Origin of the sequence: Pseudomonas fluorescens (assembly GCF_041354075.1) — a bacterium.
In the GTDB taxonomy this organism is placed as follows: Bacteria; Pseudomonadota; Gammaproteobacteria; order Pseudomonadales; family Pseudomonadaceae; genus Aquipseudomonas; species Aquipseudomonas fluorescens_CE.
Window position 1 is genome coordinate 25,061 of the sequence record NZ_JARZGC010000018.1, and the last position, 22,249, is coordinate 47,309.

Genomic DNA, 22,249 nt, shown 5'->3' on the forward strand with positions numbered 1-22,249 from the left:
CCCGCTGGCCTTGTCGGTCCAGCGGGCTTTTTTGTGCCTCGATGTCAGTGAGCGATTGCCGCCTGCTCTTCCATCTTCTTGCGCAGGCTCAACGGGCGCATGTCTGTCCAGGTTTCCTCGATGTAGGACAGGCATTCCTTTTTCAGGCCGCTCTTGCCCACGGTGCGCCAGCCTTCGGGCACGGCTTTGTAGTCGGGCCAGATCGAGTACTGCTCTTCGTGGTTGACCACCACCTGGAAGAGGATGTCCTCGCGGTCGAATACTGAAGTCATGGTGTCTCTCCATCGCTGTTGGGTGGGCTGCGCCGTGTGCGCAGCCGTCATGTAGAAGGAACGTTCCGGGGCCCGGAAAATTTAGAGGCTGGCAGTGGCGGCGGCCATCGCCCGGCCGAAAATCTCCGCCACCTGATCGACCTCCGCTGCGGTGATGATCAATGGCGGCAGGAAACGCACCACGCCACCATGGCGCCCGCCCAGCTCAAGAATCAGCCCGCGCTTGAGGCACTCACGCTGCACCAGCGGCGCCAGGCGCCCGAACACCGGTGGGTGACCCAGCGCATCCGGCGTGCCCGCCGGGTCGACCAGTTCCACGCCAAGCATCAGGCCGCGACCGCGAATATCGCCCAGTTGCGGGAAGTCGCGTTGCAGGATGCGCAGGTGTTCGCTCAGGCGTTCACCCATGGCCGCTGCGTGCTCGCACACCTTGTGCTCGACCAGATAACGCATCACGGCGGAACCGGCGGCCATCGCCATCTGGTTGCCACGGAAGGTGCCGGCATGGGCGCCCGGCAACCAGGTATCGAGCCAGTCGCGGTAAACCACCACCGCCAGGGGCAGGCTGCCGCCGATGGCCTTGGACATCACCACCACGTCCGGAGTGATGCCGGCGTGCTCGAAGGCAAACATCTTGCCGGTGCGGGCGAAACCGCTCTGGATTTCATCGACGATCAACGCCACGCCGGCTTTTTCGGTGATGCGGCGCAAGCCGCGCAACCAGTCGAGGTCCGCCGGAATGACCCCGCCTTCGCCCTGCACCACTTCGACGATCACGGCGGCCGGCAGTTGTACGCCGGCCTCGGGGTCGTTCAGCAGGTTTTCCAGGTAATTGAGATTGGCCTGTACGCCTTGCGCGCCACCAAGGCCGAACGGGCAACGGTAATCATAGGGATAAGGCATGAACTGCACGCCACTGCCGAGCAGGGCCGCCAAGGGTTTTTTCGGCCCCAGACTGCCCATCAGGCTCAGCGCGCCCTGGCTCATGCCGTGATAACCGCCCTGGAATGACAGCACGGTGCTGCGTCCGGTGGCGGTGCGCACCAGTTTCAATGCCGCTTCCACCGCATCGGTGCCGGTCGGGCCGCAGAACTGAATTTTTGCCTGCGCAGCCAGTGCCGGTGGCAGCAAACCGAACAGGTCCTGGACGAACTGGTCCTTGACCGGCGTGGTCAGGTCGAGGGTGTGCAAGGGCAGCTCATCGGCCAGCACTTGCTGGATCGCCTCGATCACCACCGGGTGGTTGTGGCCCAGGGCCAACGTCCCCGCGCCCGCCAGGCAATCGATGAAACGGCGGCCTTCGACGTCCTCGACATGAATACCCTTGGCGCGCTTGAGCGCCAGGGGAATGCGTCGCGGGTAGCTGCGGGCGTTCGATTCCTGCTGGCTCTGGCGTGCCAGCAGCGGTGATTCGTTGAACTGATAAAGCGTCTCGGCAGGCGCCGGAGCGGTCCGGGCCGACTGATCTTCCATAAGGCTGGTAGCGACTGACATCTCTCGACCCTCAATAGGTTTTCCTGTTCTGGAAACGCATCAACCCGTCGAGGATTTAGACCCTTGATCGGCTTTCTCTGACAGAGGCGTGAGTGCCTTGTGCATGGGTATGGCGTGGAGCCCGGCGGCGGTGAAGGCTTCAGCGCAGGGTCGATAGCCGAGGTGACGGTAAAATGTTTCGCCCGTGCGGGTACTGTTGAGGCGAACTTCCATCAAGCCCTGCTCGATCAGCCAGCCTTCCACATCGTGCACCAGCGCCCGCCCGGCGCCACGGCGAAACCATTCTGGCAGCACGTAAAGGAGCGCCAGCCGGCCATCGAGGGTGGCCATCGCCGCGCCAACTGGTTTGTCCTTTAACAGGGCGAGATTCAGGTACAACCGGGGGTCGGCCAGCCACGGCTGGATGTGCGTGATGGATTTGTTGCGGGTCCAGGTGGCGACGGTCTGTGGGTCGTTACGATGGTCAAGCGCGCAGCCAATGCGGATCGAATGTTCGATGATGCGGCTGATGATGCCGGCGTCGGCGGCGGTTGCCTTGCGGATGTGCACGGGTGCTTCCATGGTGCCATTACCTCAATCCATTGAGAAAAAGCAGGTCGCGACAATAGCGCCGGTGGCGAGGGCAAGGCCAATGGAGAGACGTTACATTTGATGTGCAACATACAATCAGTGTGGGAGCGGGCTTGTGCGGATTTCAGATGGGCTGCAACGGCATCGTCAACTCGACCCGCAAGCCGTCGGGCCGGCTGTCGAAATGCAGCGTGCAGCCGCAGCGTTGAACGATTGCCTGGACAATCGCCAGGCCCAGGCCACAGCCGGTGCTCTGGCCGTTGCGCCAGAAGCGCTGGGTCAGGTGTTGCAGGTCGTCCGCAGCGATGCCCGGGCCATGGTCGCGCACCACGAACCGCACACGGTTGTCACGGGTTTCCAGGCTCAGCTCGACCGGGCCGTCGTTCGGCGTATGGCGCAGGGCGTTGTCCAGCAGGTTGCGCAAGGCGGCAATCGACAGCACGGCAGGCATCTGCACCGGCGCGTGGGACAGGCTCGCCGAGGGCTGGAAGGCGATGCGCTGGCGCTCACCGCTGGCGGCGTCCTGAATCGCCAGTTTCGCCACCTGTTCGGCGCTGCACTGCACGCCGTCGTCGAACGACAGGCTGCCTTCCACCCGCGCCAGCAACAGCAATTGCTCGAGGGTGCGGTGCATGCGGTCGGCCCCTTCCTCGGCGCGGGCCAGGGACTGGTCGCGGGCCGCGCCATCGGTCATGCGCGCCACTTGCAGGTGGGTCTTGATCGCCGTCAGCGGGCTGCGCAACTCGTGCGCCGCATCCCCGGTCAGTCGGCGTTCGCGCTCGATGGTCTTGCCGATGCGTTGCAACAGTTGGTTCTGGGTGTCCAGTAGCGGCTTCAGTTCACTGGGCAACGGCTGGATCTGCAAGGGTTCCAGGGAGTCGGCGCTGCGCCGCATCAAGGCATCGCGCATGCGGTTGAGCGGCGCCAGCCCCTGGCCGATCCCCAGCCACAGCAGGCACAGGCACCCGAGCAACGCCACGCCGACCGGCACCGAGGCGGCCAGCAGGATCGACATGTTCAGGGCTTCGCGCTCGATCTGCCGATCAGCGGTGGTGATGCGCAGATCGCCCCGGGCCAGGGTGAAGCTGCGCCACGGCGCGCCGTCGATGATCTGATCGTGGAAACCCATTTTCTCGGCTTCCAGGGTCTGTTGCGGGTCGGTGTGGCTGCGGGCAAGGATTTCACCGCGCAACGAGCTGACCTGGCAGGCCATGCCGCCGGGAATGTTCAGTTGTTCGGCGCTGAAATGGGCGCCCTCGCCCTTCGGCAGCGCCGGCAATTGTTCCATCAGGCCGGCCACCATGCGCGCCGACGCCACCAGGCGCTGGTCGAGGGAAAACATCATCTGGTTGCGCAGGTCGCTGAGCATCCAGGCCGCCGCCAGGGCCCAGATCAGGGCAAAGGCAGCGCCCAGGGTCAGGCTCAGACGCACACGCAGGCTCATCACTTCGATTCTTCTCCGCCATCGGCCGGCCCCAGGCGATAACCCAGGCCGCGCACCGTCTCGACGATGCCATTGCCGAGTTTGCGCCGCAGGTGATGGATATGCACGTTGAGGGCGTTGCTTTCCAGCTCGTCATTGAAGCCATAGACGCTGTCTTTCAACTGCTCGGTCGACAGCACCCGGCCACGGTTGTGCAGCAACGCCTGCAACAGCGACTGTTCGCGCCGGGACAGGTCCACCGGTTGGCCGCCGAGCAGGGTTTCACGGCTGCTCGGGTCGTACGTCAGCCGGCCGTGTTCGATCAGATTGACGCTGCGCCCCGCCACCCGCCGCAACAGGGTGTGCAGACGGGCGGCGAGCTCGCGCAGATCGAACGGCTTGAGCAGGTAATCGTCGGCACCGGCCTGCAGGCCATCGACCCGGTCGGTCACCGAATCCCGCGCGGTGAGGATCAGCACCGGGATCTCCAGGCCGCTGTGGCGCAGTTGCTGCAACAGCTTCAAACCGTCTTCATCGGGCAGGCCGAGGTCGAGCACCATCACGTCGAACTCCGCGACCTTGAGCATCGCGCGCGCCTTGGAAGCGGTGTTGACATGCTCCACGGTCAGGCCCTGCGCGGTCAGCCCGGCCACGATGCCGCTGGCGATCAGCTCATCGTCTTCGCAAACCAGTACGTGCATGGAACCTCCCGTGATGAAAACCCGAGTCAAACAGCTGCGGATTAAGCCGCAATTATGGCAAGCGACCGGGCTGACGAGAAGCACCGAGGTGTTTTACCCTGATGCTGGCAAAATCCAGCACATCCGGGCTCGACGCATGGACATTGACGGTTAATCATCGGTTAATCGCTACCCTCCACTGTGCACCCACTTGCACAGGAACAAGGCTTTTTCATGCGTCACTTCTTTCTACTGTTTGTTCTGCTGATTTCGGGGATGGCCCAGGCCGGGACCGATCCCTTCGCGTCAAAGCCAGACTTCCTGCCTGTCGACAAGGCCTTCGTCCTGACGTCCGAGCGCCTGGAATCCGGCGAAACCCAGCTGTTCTGGCAAATCGCCGAGGGTTACTACCTGTATCAGAAACGCCTGAAATTCGACGGGCTGGCCGCGCAAAACATGCCGACCCTGCCTGAAGGCGAATCCCACAGCGACGAATTCTTCGGCGAGCAACCGGTGTATCGCCAGGGGCTGGAGGTGAAGATTCCCGCAGCGGCCAGCGGTCCGATCAAGGTCACCTACCAGGGCTGCGCCGATGCCGGCCTGTGTTACCCGCCGCAAACCCGGGTGATCGACCTGGGTGGCGTCGCGAGCGCGTCCACCGGTGAACAGGCCCCGGATCAGGCCCTGGCCAGCAGCCTGCAACAACGGGCGCTGGGCTGGAGCCTGCTGGTGTTCTTCGGCCTGGGGCTGTTGCTGGCGTTCACTCCGTGTTCGTTGCCCATGTTGCCGATTCTGGCGGGTTTGATCGTGGGCAGCGGCGCGACGCCCAAACGCGGCTTTGCCCTGGCGACCAGCTACGTGGTGAGTATGGCGCTGGTGTACGCGGCGATGGGGGTCCTGGCGGCGCTGTTGGGCGCGAACTTGCAGGCGTTGCTGCAAAACCCCTGGCTGCTCGGCAGTTTCGCTGCCGTGTTCGTGCTGCTGGCGTTGCCGATGTTCGGCTTCTTCGAGCTGCAACTCCCGGTGGCCGTGCGTGATCGTCTGGAGAATGTTTCACGTAACCAGCGCGGTGGCAGCCTGCTGGGCGCCGGCGTGCTGGGCGCGTTGTCCGGCCTGCTGGTCGGCCCGTGCATGACCGCGCCGCTGGCCGGTGCCCTGCTCTACATCGCGCAAGGCGGCAATGCGCTGCACGGCGGGTTGATCCTGTTCGCCCTGGGGATTGGCATCGGCGTGCCGTTGTTGCTGGTGGTGACGGTGGGCAACCGCTTTATGCCCAAGCCTGGCGCCTGGATGAACCTGGTCAAGGGCGTGTTCGGTTTCCTGTTCCTGGCCACCGCACTGCTGATGCTCCGCCCGGTGTTGAATCCTTCGCTGTGGATCGGACTGTGCGGCGCACTGCTGCTGATCGCCGCCTACAGCGCCTGGAAACAATCCCAAGGTTTCGGCCGCGTGGCGCAGCTGTTCGGCGCCAGTTCGCTGCTGTTCGGTTTGTGGGGCAGCCTGCTGATCATCGGCGCGGCAGGCGGCAGCGATGACCTGCTCAAACCCTTGCAGGTCTACAGCGCCTCGAACAGCGGCACCGCCGCCCGCCCGGTCGGCCACGAGGCCTTCACCACCCTCGACGACCCGGCCGCGCTGCAACGCGAACTCGATGCGGCGCAGGCCCAGGGCCAGTGGGTGCTGCTGGATTACTACGCCGACTGGTGCGTGTCGTGCAAGGTCATGGAAAAGCAGGTGTTCGGCCAACCCCGGGTGCTGGATGCCCTGAGCGAGGTGCGTTTGCTGCGCCTGGACGTGACTGCCGACAATGCCGCCAGCCGCGAACTGCTCGGCCGTTACAAGGTGCCGGGCCCTCCGAGTTTCCTGTGGATCGGTGCCGACGGCGCAGAACGCCGCAGCCAGCGCATCACTGGCGAGGTCGATGCCGACACCTTCCTGCAACGCTGGATCAGCACCCGGGACGCTCGTTAATGCTGACCTTGACCCTCGGTACGTTTGCCATCGCGCTCAACCACCTGCTGCTGATCAGTGCCCTGGCGCTGGCGACGTTTGTCGGCTGGCGTACGGCCAAGCGCGGTGGCGAAAACCCTGAGTCAGTGCTGTTCAGCCTGTTTCTGCTGGGCATGCTTGCCGCCCGGATCAGTTTCGTGGCGCTGTACTGGGTGCACTATCGCAACGATCCCTGGCAGATGATCGACCTGCGCGACGGCGGCTTTCTCGCCCTGCCCGGGGTGATCGTGATGCTGCTCGCGGCGCTCTATCGCGGCTGGCGTCGTCCGGGCTTGCGTCGCCCGCTGGGTTTTGGCGTGGCCAGCGGTCTGGCCTTCTGGTTGCTGGCGACCTTCTCATTGGGCATCTACGAACAGGGTACGCGCCTGCCGGACATCGCCCTGCGCAATGCCGCCGGTGAAACCGTGCAACTGACCGATTATCAGGGCGGGCCACTGGTGATCAACCTCTGGGCCACCTGGTGTCCGCCGTGTCGCCGGGAAATGCCGGTGCTGGAAAACGCCCAGCAACACCGCCCGGACCTGACCTTCCTGTTCGTCAACCAGGCTGAAAGCATGCAAAGCGTCAGCACCTTCCTGGAAACCCAGGGCCTGAGCCTGTCCAACGTGCTGTTCGATGGCAGCGGTCGCCTGGGCCAGGCCGTCGGCTCCATGGCGCTGCCGACTACGCTGTTCTACAGCCCCGACGGTCGCCTGCTGGGCAGCCATCTGGGTGAATTGTCTGAAGCCAGCCTGGCCCGCGCCCTGGAATACTTCGAGACGCCGAATCCGGCCACACCGTCCACCTCGTCAAGGAAACTGCCATGCCTCGCCTCCGCCACCTGCTGACACTGACCCTCGGCGCTGCCCTGCTGCACCTGCCGGTGGCGCAGGCTGCCGAAGAATTGCCCGAGGCGATCAAGAAGATCGAAGCCAAGGGCGCAAAGATCGTCGGCCAGTTCGACGCGCCCGACGGTTTGCGCGGTTACGCCGCGCAGTACCAGAACCGTGGCATCGCGCTGTACCTGACGCCCGATGGCAAACATGTGCTGCTGGGCAACCTGTATGACGCCGACGGCAACGACCTGAGCAGCGCACCCTTGCAGAAGCTGGTCTACGGGCCGATGTCCAAGGAGGTCTGGGCCAAGTTCGAAGCCAGCCACTGGATTCAGGATGGCAACAAGGATGCGCCGCGCACGGTGTACCTGTTCAGCGACCCGAACTGCCCTTACTGCAACATGTTCTGGGAACAGGCACGACCGTGGGTCAAGGCCGGCAAGGTGCAACTGCGGCACATCATGGTCGGCATCATCCGCGAAGACAGCCCGGGCAAATCCGCAGCGCTACTGGCCGCAAAGGACCCGCAGAAAGCCCTGCAGGACCATGAATCGGCGGGCAAGGCCAGCGCACTCAAGGCCCTGAAAGAGGTACCGCCCGCCATCCAGGCGAAACTGGCGGCGAACATGCAGTTGATGGAAGACCTCGAATTGCAGGCGACCCCGGCGATTTTCTATATGGATGACAAGGGCGAACTGCAACAGCAACAAGGCGCGCCATCGCCGGAGAAGCTGGGCAAGATCCTCGGGCCGAAATAATTCGGCTCACCGACGCCATCGCGAGCAGGCTCGCTCCCACAGGAAACTGTATCCACTGTGGGAGCGAGCCTGCTCGCGATGGCTTTCTCAAGGCTGGCTAGTCACTTTCACTCAGGAACATCAACAACGCCTCGGTCACGAACGGGGCATTTTCCAGGTTGGAAATGTGCCCCGCGTCCGGCACCTCGGCGTACGGGCAGCCAATCAACTGCGCCATCTCCCGCGCCTCGGCGGGTGGGCGCGGCTGGTCCTGATCGCCACCCATCACCAAGGTGCCGTTTGCATTCAGCTCGCCCAGGCGCGACAGCAGGTCTTCGCGGCCAAAGGTGATACGCCCCATCGGCACGATGCTTTCACGCAGGCGCTCGGCGGGCAACGCCGCCAGTTTCGCGTAGAAATCCCGGTACAGCGCCGATTGCCGGTCGATGCCCGGGCGGAAGAAGATCGGCACGATGATGTCCAGCAACTGCGGCGTGATCTGGCCGCCGTCTTCGATCTGCTGGAGCAGCGAGAAATAATACTGGCGGGTCGGTTCGGGTTCGGCGCCGAGGTAGGTGTCCATCAACACCAGGCCGTTGAGCCGCTGCGGCGCCGACAACACCAGGCGAGCGCCCCACATGCCTCCCACTGAAAGGCCCACCAGCGTGAAGCGGTCGATGGCCAGGTAATCGAGCAGCATCAGGCCCTGACGGGCGATGTCATCCAGCGTCGTCGTGCCGTCAGGCAGAGGTCCGGATTCACCGTGGCCCCACAGGTCCAGGGCAATGACCCGGTAGCGCGCAGACAGCGCTGCAATCTGCGGCGCCCACATGGCGTGATCCCACAGGTAGCTGCCGGCCAGCAGAACGGCCGGGCCGGCGCCTTGGTCGATGTAGTGAAGGGGTTGTCCGTCAATCGTTACGAAGGGCATTGACTGGTTCCTCTGCCAGAAAGGGAGGAAGCAGACTGAGCCGCCGCCCTTTTGCAGTCAACGCGGAATGTGTGTCGAAATCGCAGCCCTTACCCTGTAGGAGCGAGCATGCTCGCAATGGAATCCCAGACACCGTTGGGCACCTGACACCCAGCGTCATCGTTGACGACCATCGCGAGCAAGCTCGCTCCTACAGAGAGCGGGTTACAACCCCTCCAGCTCCGCCATCAGGTCATTCAGGCGATCGGCCTTGTCCCCGGTGATCTCACTGGCGGCCAACCCGTCGATGTACTCGGCCAGTTCCTGCACCGTGCTGCATTCGAACATCGCCCGCAGCGGCACATCCCGTTGCAATGTCTTCTGCACCCGTGACGCAATCTGCGTGGCCAGCAACGAATGCCCGCCCAGTTCGAAGAAGTTGTCGCGAACGCCCACCTGATCGACCTTCAGCACTTGCGCCCAGATATCGGCCAGGGTCCGTTCCAGCTCATTGCGCGGCGCCAGGTAATCCTGGCTCTGCAACTGGCCGATCTCCAGCGCCGGCAAGGCCTTGCGGTCCAGTTTGCCGTTGGCGTTGAGCGGCATCCGCTCCAGCCACAGCCAGTGCAGCGGCACCATGTATTCCGGCAGCTCGGCGCGCAGGCGCTGTTTGATACGCTCCAGACGCTCGGTCGGATTCAAGGTGACGTCCGCCCCCACCAGGTAACCGACCAGGTGCTTGCCGTTCACCCCTTCCTGCACGCCGACCGCCGCTTCGCGCACTTCCGGTTGTTCATGCAGGCGCGCCTCGATTTCACCCAGCTCAATGCGGTAGCCGCGAATTTTCACCTGATGGTCGATGCGCCCGACGTACTCCAGCACGCCGTCGCTGCGACGCCGGGCCAGGTCGCCGGTGCGATACAGGCGCGCGCCCGGTTCGCCAAACGGATCGGGCACGAACACCTGCGCGGTGCGCAGCGGATCGCTGACATAACCGCGCCCGACGCCGGTGCCGGCGACGCACAACTCACCCACCGCACCCAGCGGCACCAGCTCCAGTGCGCCGTCAAGCAAGTACAGACGGTTGTTGTCGGTGGGCGTGCCAATCGGCAGGTAACTGCCACGGGTCGAGGCCCTGTCGACGCGGAAGAACGCCACGTCATCCGAACACTCCGCCGGGCCATAGGCATTCACCAGCCCGATGTCCGGGTAACGCAGCAACCACTGATGGGCCAGTTCCGGCGGCATCGCTTCACCGGTCGGCAACATCCAGCGCAGGCCGTCGAGGCTCATGCGCTCCTGGGCGAGCATGCCCTGGATCAGCGACGGCACGCTTTCCAGCACGGTAATGCCCTGTGTCGCCACATGCGCCAGCAGTCCCTGTGGATCATGGGCAAGGGTGTTCGGCACGATGTCCACCCGCGCACCGAACAACGGCGCGGCGAGGAACTGCCAGACCGAAATGTCGAAGCTTTGCGAGGCGGTCTGGGCGATCACGTCAGCCTCGCTCAGATTCAGGTACGGCACCTTGCTCAACTGGTTGTTGAGCATGCCACGCTGCTCGACCATGACGCCCTTGGGCAAACCGGTCGAACCGGAGGTGTAGATCACGTAGGCCAGGTTGTCCGTGCCGCTGTAGACCCCGGGGTTGGCCACCGAGCGATCGCTGGCCTGTACCTCCTCCCACACCAGTAACCGCGGGCGATGGGCACAGCCCGACTCCTCGAGCAACGCCAGCGCCTGGTCGCGCAAGGCCTGGGTGCAGACCAGCAAGGGCGTGCGGCTCAGGTCGATGATCCGGCTCAGGCGCTGGCTCGGCAGCCCTGGGTCCAGTGGCAGGTAACCCGCGCCCGCCTTGAAGCTGCCGATGATCATCCCCAGCAGATCGAGGCCGCGTTCGGCCAGCAACGCCACGGGTTGGTCCAGCCCGACTCCGGCGGCGATCAGCGCGTGGCCGAGACGGTTGCTGCACGCGTTGAGCTCGGCGTAACCGAGTTGGCGGTCAAGGCAACTGGCGGCGATGCGCTGCGGATGTGCGGCCACTTGCGCTTCAAACAACGCCACGTAGCTCTGCTCCAGCGGGTAATCATGGGTGCTCTGGTTGCAACCGTGGACCAGGAAATCTCGTTCCTCGGCGCCCAGCAGCGGCAAGTCGGCCATGTCGCCATGGAAACCTTCCACCAGCGCCAGCAACAGACGCTTGAACTCGCCGAGCATGCGCTCGACCGTCGATTCGTCGAAGTAACGCTGGTCGTAGGACAGGTGCAAGCCAAGGTCATCGCCCGGATAACACACGGCCGTCAGCGGGAAGTTGGTGTGGGTGCGGCCGGAGTCCGACGTCGCATTGAGGCTTTGCGCACGATCCAGCACCGACACCTCCACCGGGGCGTTCTCGAACACGAACAGGCTGTCGAACAGCGGCTGGCCCTTGGGCAGTTCGCTGTTTTCCTGAATGCTCACCAACGGCAGATATTCGTACTCGCGCAGTTGCATGTTGCTGTCGAGCAGTTGCGTCAGCCAATCGCGCACGCGGCAACGCTGATCGTCCCCGGGCATCTTCACCCGCAGCGCGATGCTGTTGATGAACAGGCCGACGGTGCGCTGCATCTGCGGCATCTCCACCGGCCGCCCGGCCACCGTCACGCCGAACAGCACGTCACGATCACCGCTCAAGCGCCGCAGCACCAGGGCCCAGGCCGCCTGGGCGAAGGTGTTGATGGTCAACTGATGGGCCTGCGCCAGCTCACGCAATCGCGCACCGTCGCGGGCGTCGAGCCTTGTGTAGCGGTCACCGACAATCATGCCGCCGCTGTCGCCGGCGTGTTCGCGCAGGAACGGACGGTCGCTGGGGATTGGCGTGGTCCGTTCGAAACCCTGCAGGTTGGATTTCCACCATTGCCGGGCCTCGGCCAGGCTTTGGTGTTGCAACCAGCCGATGTACTCGCGATAACGCGGCGCCGCCGTCAGTCGCGCTTCGCGACCTTCGCCCAGGGCCATGTAGATTTCGAAGAAATCGCTCATCAGCAGCGAGCGGCACCAGGCATCGATGAGGATGTGGTGGTTACTCATCATGAACCAATAGCGCGCTGCGCCGACGCGAATCAGGCGCAGATGGAATGGCGCCTGGTTGAGCAGGTCGAATCCGGCTTCGCGTTCGGTCCTGAGCAGGTGTTGCAGCTTCGGCTCCTGCTCGTCGTCAGCGATGTCACACCAGTCGAGGTATTCGATCGGCGTGCTGCCCGGCTTGTGGATGATTTGCAGCATGTCTTCGCCAACGTTCCAGCAGAACGACGCGCGCAAGGCTTCGTGACGGGCAATCACCGCTTGCCAGGCCTGGGCAAAACGCTGCGGGTCGAGTTCGCTGTTGATGCGATAGCGGTCCTGCATGTAGTAAAGCCCGGTGCCCGGCTCGAGCAAGGTGTGCAGCAGCATGCCTTCCTGCATCGGCGTCAGCGGGTAAACGTCTTCAATGGCCGCTGGCGCAATCGGCAAGGCATCGAGTTGCGCCTGGGTCAGTTTGGCCAGCGGGAAGTCCGACGGGGTCAGGCCCCCGGCCTCGTCGCGCAGGCAATGTTCGATCAGGCTTTGCAGCTCACCCAGGTAGGCATCCGCCAGTTCACGGATGGTCTGCGCGTCGAAGCGTTCGGCGCTGAAGGTCCAGCGCAGCACCAGTTCGCCGCCGTAGACCTGGCTGTCGACACTCAGCTCGTTGGGCAGCGGCGCCTGCGGGTCGTGGGCGGCACCGACCGCTTCGTCCAGCGGACGGAACAGCGCTTCGGCAGCGAAACTCTGGTCGAACTGCCCCAGGTAGTTGAAGGTGATCGGCGCGATGGGGAGCGCCGCCATGGCCTCGCGGCACGGCTGATCGGCCAGGTAATGCAGCACGCCATACCCCAGCCCCTTGTGGGGCACGGCGCGCAGTTGTTCCTTGATCGCCTTGATCGAGGCGCCCTGCCCGGCGGCTTCCTCGATGTTCACCGGGGTCAGGCGCAGCGGGTAAGCACTGGTGAACCAGCCAACCGTGCGGGTCAGGTCGATCTCATCGAACAGGCTTTCACGGCCGTGGCCCTCCAGTTGAATCAACGCCGAATCGTGGCCGCTCCAGCGGCACAGCACGCGGGCCAGGGCGGTGAGCAACAGGTCGTTGACCTGGGTGCGATACGCGCTTGGCGCTTGTTGCAGCAGTTGCCGGGTGGCGTCGGCATCAAGGCGCACGCTGACCGTTTCGCCATGGCGATGCTGCCGCCCGCCGTCCGGGTGGTCGCACGGTAGCCCGACATTCGGCCCGGCCAGCTGCGCCTGCCACCAGCCCAGTTCTTCACGCAGGGACTCGCTGCTGGCATAGGCCTGCAAACGCGCCGTCCAGTCCTTGAAAGCGCTGGTTTTCGCCGGCAGCTTGACCGATTGCCCGGCCTCGAGCTGGCGATACACGCTTTGCAGATCGTCGAGCAACACACGCCAGGACACACCATCCACCACCAGGTGGTGGATCGCCAGGAACAGCCGTTGCTGTCCCTCAGGGCCGTCGATCAGCAGCACCCGCATCAGCGGCCCCTGTTCGAGGTCGAGGCTGCGTTGCGCGTCGGCGAACAGCGCCGCGCATTTGTCCATGGACGTCACCCGGACCTGCCACAGCACCGGCAGGTCGGACACGTCCTGATGCACCGCCGCCCAGACGCCCGAAGTCTGGCTGAAGCGCAGCCGCAAGGCGTCATGCTGCTCGATCACTGCCAGCAGCGCCTGCTCCAGGCGATGGGGATCGAGCACCTCGGTCGGTTCCAGCAGCAACGCCTGGTTCCAGTGCTGGCGCTGGGCAATATCGGTGTCGAAGAACCAGTGCTGAATCGGCGTCAGGCGAGATTCGCCGCTGAGCAGGCCCTGCTCGGCAACGACCTGTTCGGCACGACTGGCCACGGCGGCCAGGGTCTGCACGGTCTGGTGCTGGAACAGGTCGCGCGGGCTGAAGTGAATGCCTTGCTGCCGCGCCCGACTGACCACCTGGATCGACAGGATCGAGTCACCGCCCAGTTCGAAGAAGTTGTCGTTGAGGCCGACCTGCGGGACGTTCAGCACGTCGCACCAGATCTGCGCCAGGGTCTGTTCCAGCAGGTTGCTCGGGGCCACATACTGCTGGCGATTGAGCTCCGGGTCCGGGGCCGGCAGCGCGCGGCGGTCGAGCTTGCCATTGGCGGTCAGTGGCATGCTCGCCAGCAGGATCAGGTGCGTGGGCACCATGTATTCCGGCAGTTGCGATTTCAGGTGGGTCTTGAGCGCTTCGCGCAGCTCGGCCTGTTGCGCTTCGTCTCCTTCGGCGACGTCGGTGGCCAGATAACCGACCAGTTGTTTACCGCTTGGCGCATCGAGCGCCAGCACCACCGCCTCACGAACGGAGACATGCTCCAGCAGGCGGTTTTCGATCTCGCCCAACTCGATGCGGAAACCGCGAATCTTCACCTGATGGTCGATACGCCCCAGGTACTCCACCAGGCCATCGGCGCGCTGGCGCACCAGATCGCCAGTGCGGTACATGCGCCCGCCGTCGGGGGCGAACGGGTCGGCAACGAAGCGCTCCGCCGTGATGCCCGCACGCTGGTGATAACCCTGGGCCAAGCCGGCCCCGCCGACATACAGCTCGCCGGTCGCGCCTTGGGGCACCAGCGCCAGGTCAGCGTCGAGAATGTACGCCACCCGGGCGCCGATCACGCTGCCGATCGGTACGCTGCCCAGCCCTTCTTCCAGCAGCGGCGGCGCCAGGCTGGCCAGCGGCATGACCACTGTCTCGGTCGGCCCATAAGCGTTGAAGAACAGGCTCGGATCGAACGCCGCACGAATGCGCTGCAGGTGTTCGCCGGTCAGGGCCTCACCGCCAGTGATGCAAATGCGCACCGGCAGCGTTTCGCCCTGGGTCGCCAGCCACTGTGCAAGCTGGCTGCCGTAGCTGGGGGTGAAGCCGAGGACGTTGATCTGATGGCGGCGGATCAGCCCGCAGATTTCTTCCGCGTCCCACTGGCTCTGGGCACGCAGAACCACTTGCGCGCCGCTCAACAGCGGCACCAGCAGACGCTCGGTCGCCGCATCGAAATTGATCGAGTAGAAGTGCAACTCGCAATCGTCCGGGCGCATGCCGAAGCGCTCGATGACCGCCTGGCAATGCATGGCGATTTCACCGTGGGACACCACCACGCCCTTGGGTTTGCCGGTGGAACCGGAGGTGTAGATCAGGTACGCCTGATGTTGCGGCAGGCTGATGAAAGGCAGTTCGGTGGCCGGGTAATCAGCCAGTTGCGCCGCGTCTTCTTCCAGGCACCAGCGGGCGATGGTCGACGGCAGCTCGCCCAACCCGGCAAACATCGCCGCATCACTGAGCAGCAAGCCGACGCCGCTGTCTTCGATCATGTAGTGCAGGCGGTCGAGCGGGTATTCCGGGTCCAGCGGCACGTAGGCGCCGCCGGCCTTGAGGATCGCCAGCAAGCCGATGACCATTTCCAGTGAACGCTCCAGCGCCAGGCCGACGCGCACCTGCGGGCCGACCCCGCGCTCACGCAGCATCCAGGCCAGGCGGTTGGCGCGGCTGTTGAGTTCGGCGTAGCTCAACGTCTGCCCGGCGAAAGTCAGCGCCGGTGCGTCCTGGCGCAGCCGTGCCTGCTCGGCGAACAGTTGATGCAGGCATTGGTCGAGGCGATGCTCGCCCGGTTCCACGCCCAGGCTGTCGAACAACTGTCGTTGCTCGGCGGCTTGCAGCAAGGGCAATTCGCTCAGGCGCTGCTGCGGGTCGGCAATCAGCGCTTCCAGCAGATTGCGCCAATGCCCGGCCATGCGCGCAATGCGCGGCTCGTCGAACAGGTCGGTGCTGTAGGTCAGGCAGCAGCCCAGGCGATGATCGAGGTCGGTGACTTCCAGGTTGAGGTCGAACTTGGTCGCCCGCGCATCGTTGGCCAGGTACTCGACCGTCATGCCGTCCAGCCGGCGGCTTTGCTGGAATTCCCAGCGCTGCACGTTGCACATCACCTGGAACAGCGGATTGTAGGCGGCGCTGCGCGGCGGCTGCAACGCCTCCACCAGGTGATCGAACGGCAGGTCCTGGTGGGACTGGCCTTCGATGACCGTGTGGCGCACCTGCTCCAGCAAGTCACCCACCAACATCTGCCCGTCGACCTGGCAACGCAGCACCTGGGTGTTGAGGAACGCACCGATCAGCCCTTCGCTTTCCGGGCGAATGCGGTTGGCCACCGGCGCGCCGATGCGCAGGTCGGTCTGGCCGCTGTAGCGGTAAAGCAGCACCGCCAGGGTGGCGGTCATGGTCATGAACAGGGTCAGGCCGTTGCGGGCATTGAAGGCCCGAACCCGCGCCGCGAGGTCGTCGCTCAGGTCGAAACGGAACAGCTCGCCCCGATGGCTTTGCACCGGTGGGCGCGGACGGTCGGCCGGCAGTTCCAGCAACGGATGTTCACGGCCCAGTTGCGCGATCCAGTAATCGAGCTGGCGCTGGCGCTCGCCGGATTCCAGCCACTGGCGCTGCCACACGCTGTAATCCAGGTATTGCACCGGCAAGGGCGCCAGCGGCGACTCGCGGTCATCGACAAAGGCTTCGTAGAGCGCGCTGAGTTCGCGGGCGAAAATATCCATCGCCCAGCCTTCGGTCACGATGTGGTGCAAGGTCAGCACCAGGTAGTGTTCCTGCTCGGCGGTCTTGGCCAGACAGGCACGCAGCAGTGGTCCGGTTTCCAGGTTGAAAGACCGGTGTGCTTCGCTGTCTGCCAGTGCCTGCACCCGTTGCTCACGCAGCTCGATGTCCAGCGCCGAGAAATCCTGCCAGTCCATGCGCACGCCGGTTTGCGGGTGGACCCGCTGCTGCGCCACGCCATCGACGCTCGGGAACGTGGTGCGCAGGGTTTCGTGACGCAGGATCAGCGCCTGCAACGCCGTCTCGAACCGCCCGACGTCCAGCACCCCGCGCAGGCGCGCCATGCCGCCGACGTTGTAGGCCGGGCTGTCCGGCTCCATCTGCCAGAGGAACCACATACGCTGCTGGGAGTAGGACAACGGCACCGGTTGGCTGCGGTCGACTTTCTCGATCGGCGGTTGCTGGTTGGTGCGGCCGCTGGCCTGGATCACTCGCACCTGCTCGGCGAATGCGCCCAACTCGCTGTGTTCGAACAAGGCGCGCAGCGGCAACTCGACGTCGCAGGCCTGACGGGTGCGCGAGATGATTTGCGTGGCCAGCAGCGAGTGGCCGCCGAGGGCAAAGAAGTCGTCACGCAGGCCGACCTGCGCCACGCTCAGGACTTCCCGCCAGATGGCGGCGATCCGTTGCTCCAGCGCCGTGACAGGCTCGACGTGTTCGCCACCCTGCCAGCTCGGTTCGGGCAAGGCACGACGGTCGAGCTTGCCGCTGGGGCTCAACGGCATTTCGGGCAGACGCATGAGCTGCGCCGGCACCATGTACTCCGGTAGCTCGGCGGCCAACGCGGTTTTCAGGCGGGCGCTTTGCGCCGCCTCGGTTTCATCGGTGGGTGCGGCGGTGTAGTAGCCGATCAACTGAGCACCGGCAGCGGTCTCGCGCACCAGCACCACGGCTTGTGCGACACCCTCCTGCCCCAGCAGGCGCGCCTGGATTTCTTCCGGCTCGACACGGAAACCGCGCAACTTGACCTGTTGATCGAGGCGGCCGAGGTATTCGATCACCCCGTCGGCTGTCCAGCGCGCCCGGTCGCCGGTGCGGTACAAACGGGCCCCCTGCTCACCCGCAGGGTCGACAACGAAGCGTTCAGCGGTCAGGCCCGGACGCCCCAGGTAGCCGCGCGCCAGCCCGATGCCGCTGATGCACAACTCACCCGGCACCCCGACCGGCAGCGGGTTGAGGTCGGCGTCGAGGATCCGGCAGATCACGTTGCCCAATGGCCGGCCAATCGGTGAGCGCTCGCCATCGAAGTTCGTGCAATGCCAGTGGGTGACGTTGATCGCGGTTTCGGTCGGGCCATAGCGGTTGTGCAGTTGCACCGCCGGCAGGTGTTCCAGCACTCGGCTGCGCAACTCGGCCGGCAAGGCTTCGCCGCCGGAGAACACTCGGCGCAGACTGGTGCATTCGGCGCTGAGCGGTTCATCGATGAACAACGCCAGCAGCGGCGGCACGAAGTGCAGCGTGGTCACGCCGAACGCCTGCACCAGTTGGGCGATGCGGTGCGGGTCGCGGTGCTCGCCCGGGCCTGCGATCAGCAGGCGTGCGCCGGTGATCAGCGGCCAGAAGCATTCCCAGACCGACACGTCGAAGCTGATCGGGGCCTTTTGCATCAACACGTCAGTGTCGTTGAGGCGATAAGTGTCCTGCATCCATTGCAGGCGTTCGGCCAGGGCGGCGTGGGTGTTGCCGACGCCTTTGGGCTGACCGGTGGAGCCGGAGGTATAGATCACATACGCCAGGTTGTCGCCGTGCAGATGCAGGCCCGGTGCCTGGCTCGGCCAGCTCTCCAGGTGCAGGGCGTCCATGGCGATCACGCAGACACCCTCGGCTGCCGGCAGGCGTTCCATCAGCGGGGTTTGCGTCAGCAGCAGCTCCACGCCGCTGTCGCGCAGCATGTAGGCCAGGCGTTCGGCGGGGTAATCCGGGTCCAGCGGCACATAGGCACCGCCGGCCTTGATGATTGCCAGCAGGCCGATCAACAGTTGCGGCGAACGCTCGGCGGCGATGGCAACGCACACGTCCGGCCCCACGCCTTTGTCGCGCAGGTAATGCGCCAGACGGTTGGCCTGGGCGTGCAGCCCGGCGAAATCCAGCTGGCCACCCTCCCAGATCAACGCCGTCTGTTGCGGGGTCCGGCGCGCCTGTTCGCAGAGCAGCTCCGGCAGCCATCGGCTGGCTGGATCGCACGGCGCAACGCTCCAGTGCGCTTGTTGCTCGAGCTCGTCCGGCGCCATCAACGGCAGGTCACCGACGGCGGTTGACGGTTGTGCACAGACCGCGCGCAGCAGGTGGCCGAAGTGCCCGGCCAGACGCTCGATGGTCGCAGCGTCGAACAGTTCGCTGGCGTAGTCGAAGGACAGGCTCAAGCGCCCGTGACGATCCTCCTCGCTATGCAGTTGCAGATCGAACTTGGCTTCGCGGCTGTGCCACGGCAGTTCTTCGGCAAGCAGGCCCGGCAGGCGCCGCAGGGCCCCGAGGTCCCGTTGCTGGTGATTGAACATCACCTGGAACAGGCCCTGCTCGCGGGCCTGGGGGAACGCTTCGAGCAGTTGTTCGAACGGCAGGTCCTGATGGGCCTGGGCGCCCAGGGTCGCGGCGCGGGTTTGCGCCAGCAGTTCAAGGAACGGCAGGCGCGAATCCACTTCGGCACGCAACACCTGGGTGTTGATGAAGAAACCGATCAGCCCCTGGGTTTCCAGGCGCGGGCGGTTGGCATTGGGCACGCCAATGCGGATATCGCGCTGGCCGCTGTAGCGGTGCAGCAGGCTCTGGAACGCCGCGAGCAAGAGCATGAACGGGGTGGATTCATGGGCCAGGGCGGTCCGGCGAATGGCCTCGCTGAGGCTCGCCTCCAACCGCATCGTGTGGCGGGCGGCGCTGCCCAGGTGTTGCGCCGAACGCGGGTGATCGGTGCTCAGGCTCAGGGTTGGATGCTCATCGCCCAACTGCGCCTTCCAGTAGGCCAGTTGCCGCTCACCCTCGCCCTGCGCCAGCCATTGGCGCTGCCAGCTGCCATAGTCGGCGTACTGGGTCGGCAGTGGCGCCAGCGTCACCGTCTGTCCTTGGGACGCCGCCGCGTACAGCCGCGAGAACTCGTCGATCAGCACATTCAGCGACCAGCCGTCGGCGATGATGTGGTGCAGTGTCACCAGCAACTGATGATCGTCATCATCGAGGCGCACCAGGGTCACGCCGAACAACGGGCCTTTTTCCAGATCGAACGGCCTGCGGGCTTCGTCATCACGGATCTGTTGCGCCCGGGCCTCGCGCTCGGCGACGGGCAGGTCACTGATGTCGATCCGTTGCAGGTTGAAGCCCCCGGCGGCATCGACCTGCTGCAGCGCCACGCCATCACGTTCGAAGAAGCGCGTACGCAGGGATTCGTGGCGTTCGATCAGGTGCTGGAAGCTGCCGGTCAGGGCCGCTTCATCCAGTTCGCCACGCAGGCGCAAGGCACCGGGGATGTTGTAGGCGCTGCTCTGCGGGTCCAGTTGCCAGGTAATCCACAAACGGTTTTGCGCCAGCGATTGGGGCAGCGCTTCGCTGCGCGACAGCACGCTGATGGCACCCTGCGCCAGCCCGCCATCCAGTTGTTGCTGCACGACGGCAGCGGTGAACGCGCCGAGGGTCGGCGCTTCGAACAACAGGCGCAGGTTGAGCTCCAGACCCAAGGCTTCGCGCAATCGCGCCACCACCTGAGTGGCGGCGATCGAGTTGCCGCCGAGCAGGAAGAAATGATCATCGGCGCCGACCTGCGGCACCTGCAGCTGTTCGGACCAGATCTGGCCAATCAGGGTTTGCAGTTCGCTACCGGCGTCGATTGGTGCCTGCTCGGCACTGACCGCCGAGGGGAACAGCGCGTAGCTGTCGAGGCTGCCATCGTCCAGGCGGCTGCGGCAGGCCGAGCGCTGCAATTTGCCACTGGAGGTTTTCGGCAAGGCTCCAGGGTTGAGCAGCACCACTACGCCTGGCGCTTCCTGATACGCCTCGGCAACGGCCTGGCGAATGGCTTTGATCAGGACCTCGGGCGGCAGGATCTTCTGCACGCTGCGGCTGATTTCAGCGGCAATACCGATGCCCTCCTGGCCCTCGACAGTCACCGCGAACGCGGCGACCCGGCCCTTGCGCACCACCTCCACTTCCCGCTCGATGGTCTGTTCGATGTCCTGCGGGTACAGGTTGTGGCCGCGTACGATCAGCATGTCTTTCAGGCGACCGGTAATGAACAGCTCACCCTTGTGCAGGAACCCCAGGTCACCGGTGCGCAGCCAGGTCTTGCCCTGATGCTGGACGAAGGTCCTGGCACTGGCCTCGGGGTTGCGCCAATAGCCGTGAGCGATGCTCGGCCCGCTCGTCCAGACTTCACCGACGGCCTGGCCGGGCAGCTCGACAAGCGCCACCGGGTCCATGACCCGCACCGCGTGATTCGGCTGACTGAGGCCGCAACTCATGACCGCGCTGCCCTCACCGACCTCGGCGCGGTTCTGCGCCAGCGACTGATCGTCCACCCGCAGGTGGCCGATGCCCCGGCCACGCGGTGTGCCGGCAACGAACAGCGTGGCTTCCGCCAGGCCATAGGACGCCATGAAGTTGTCCGGGGTAAAACCGGTCGCGGCGAATTTCTCGGCGAAACGCTCCAGGGTGTCGAGGCGAATCGGTTCGGACCCCGAGTAAGCGACACGCCAGCGGCTGAGATCGAGACGTTCCAGCGCCGACTCGCTGACCCGCTCGCTGCACAGGCGGTAGGCGAAATCCGGGCCGCCGCTGATGGTGCCGCCGTATTCGCTGATCGCTTCCAGCCAGCGCAAAGGCCGGCCGAGGAAGTACGCCGGCGACATCAACACGCAGGGCACGCCGCTGAAGATCGGCTGCAGCAGGCCGCCGATCAGGCCCATGTCGTGGTACAGCGGCAGCCAGCTGACGATCACATCGTCAGGGTTCACATCGATGCCGAAGCCGTGGCGGATCAGCAATTCGTTGGCCACCAGGTTGCCGTGGCTGACTTGCACGCCCTTGGGCAGTGCCGTCGAACCGGAGGTGTATTGCAGGAAAGCGATGTGATCGTGGGGCAGGTGCGGCTCGACCCAGCGTTCGGCCAGGACAGGATCGAGGGTGTCGACGCACAACAGCGGCGGCGCGCCGTCTATCTGTTGCAAGGCATCGCGCAGGCCGGCACTGGTCAGCAGCAATCGCGGTTCGGCATCGCCGATGATCGACAGCAGGCGCTCCTGGTGATGACGCTTGGCCGATTCCGGCGGGTAGGCCGGCACCGCGATCACGCCGGCATACAGGCAGCCGAAGAAGGCTGCAACGTAATCCGGACCACTGGGGAACAACAGCACCGCACGATCGCCGAACGCTGCCTCGGCCTGCAACGCGCCGGCAATCATGCGCGCCCGCCGATCCAGTTCGCGATAGCTGAGCACCACTGCCTGATCCACAGTTTCGGCGAGAAAACGCAAGGCCACCCGATCCGGCGTCAGGGCCGCGCGGCGCGCAAGGGCGTGGACCAGTGTGCTAGGGATTTCGAACGCGTCGGTCATGAGGTTTCCTGCCTGAATTCGGCTTGCAAGTGGTATCGATGAGCTGATGTCACGCCCATCAAGGGCATGCGGGACGTGGTCTTCGCCGACCACGCAAGGCATTGGCAATGCTGT

10 protein-coding genes are annotated in these 22,249 nt (G+C 64.9%); 3 read left to right on the forward strand and 7 right to left on the reverse strand.

The genetic code is table 11. From position 1 onward, the window contains the following. Nucleotides 1-44: 44 nt before the first annotated feature. The 5 genes from QIW53_RS20310 to QIW53_RS20330 all read right to left on the reverse strand — a co-directional run bounded on the left by QIW53_RS20310 (nt 45) and on the right by QIW53_RS20330 (nt 4,460). A complete protein-coding gene (locus QIW53_RS20310; RefSeq protein WP_371051419.1) occupies nt 45-272 on the reverse strand; it encodes an MbtH family protein in 228 nt (75 codons plus the stop codon). Between the two features lie 81 nt (nt 273-353). After that, nucleotides 354-1,766 carry an aspartate aminotransferase family protein gene (locus QIW53_RS20315; RefSeq protein ID WP_371051420.1) on the reverse strand — a complete coding sequence of 471 codons (1,413 nt, stop codon included), beginning with the start codon at nt 1,764-1,766 and terminating at the stop codon, nt 354-356. 39 nt (nt 1,767-1,805) lie between these two features. Next, nucleotides 1,806-2,327, reverse strand: a complete 522-nt coding sequence (locus tag QIW53_RS20320; protein WP_371051421.1) for a GNAT family N-acetyltransferase — start codon at nt 2,325-2,327, stop codon at nt 1,806-1,808. Between the two features lie 133 nt (nt 2,328-2,460). Further along, the gene (locus tag QIW53_RS20325; RefSeq protein WP_371051422.1) at nt 2,461-3,783 is read right to left on the reverse strand and encodes an ATP-binding protein; all 1,323 of its coding nucleotides are present in this window, start codon (nt 3,781-3,783) and stop codon (nt 2,461-2,463) included. Beyond that, nucleotides 3,780-4,460 carry a response regulator gene (locus QIW53_RS20330; protein WP_192306311.1) on the reverse strand — a complete coding sequence of 227 codons (681 nt, stop codon included), beginning with the start codon at nt 4,458-4,460 and terminating at the stop codon, nt 3,780-3,782. Before QIW53_RS20330 ends, QIW53_RS20325 begins: the two co-directional genes overlap by 4 nt. A 213-nt stretch (nt 4,461-4,673) precedes the next feature. On the opposite strand from QIW53_RS20330, the gene dsbD reads away from it, so the two are divergent. From dsbD to dsbG, 3 genes are read left to right on the forward strand one after another with little or no spacing between them, the layout of a single operon-like run. Next, nucleotides 4,674-6,410: a protein-disulfide reductase DsbD gene (gene dsbD / locus QIW53_RS20335; RefSeq protein WP_371051423.1), complete on the forward strand. Its 1,737-nt coding sequence runs from the start codon at nt 4,674-4,676 to the stop codon at nt 6,408-6,410. Continuing rightward, nucleotides 6,410-7,276, forward strand: a complete 867-nt coding sequence (locus QIW53_RS20340) for a prolipoprotein diacylglyceryl transferase family protein (RefSeq protein WP_371051424.1) — start codon at nt 6,410-6,412, stop codon at nt 7,274-7,276. Before dsbD ends, QIW53_RS20340 begins: the two co-directional genes overlap by 1 nt. Continuing rightward, the gene (dsbG, locus tag QIW53_RS20345) at nt 7,252-8,022 is read left to right on the forward strand and encodes a thiol:disulfide interchange protein DsbG (protein ID WP_371051425.1); all 771 of its coding nucleotides are present in this window, start codon (nt 7,252-7,254) and stop codon (nt 8,020-8,022) included. Before QIW53_RS20340 ends, dsbG begins: the two co-directional genes overlap by 25 nt. 97 nt (nt 8,023-8,119) lie before the next feature. On the opposite strand, the gene QIW53_RS20350 is transcribed toward dsbG, so the two are convergent. Together QIW53_RS20350 and QIW53_RS20355 are read right to left on the reverse strand one after the other, a co-directional pair. Beyond that, on the reverse strand, nt 8,120-8,932 hold the full coding sequence (locus QIW53_RS20350; RefSeq protein WP_371051426.1) for an alpha/beta fold hydrolase: 813 nt from the start codon (nt 8,930-8,932) through the stop codon (nt 8,120-8,122). Between the two features lie 204 nt (nt 8,933-9,136). Continuing rightward, nucleotides 9,137-22,135, reverse strand: coding sequence for a non-ribosomal peptide synthetase (locus tag QIW53_RS20355; RefSeq protein ID WP_371051427.1), 12,999 nt, complete (start codon nt 22,133-22,135; stop codon nt 9,137-9,139). Nucleotides 22,136-22,249: the final 114 nt, after the last annotated feature.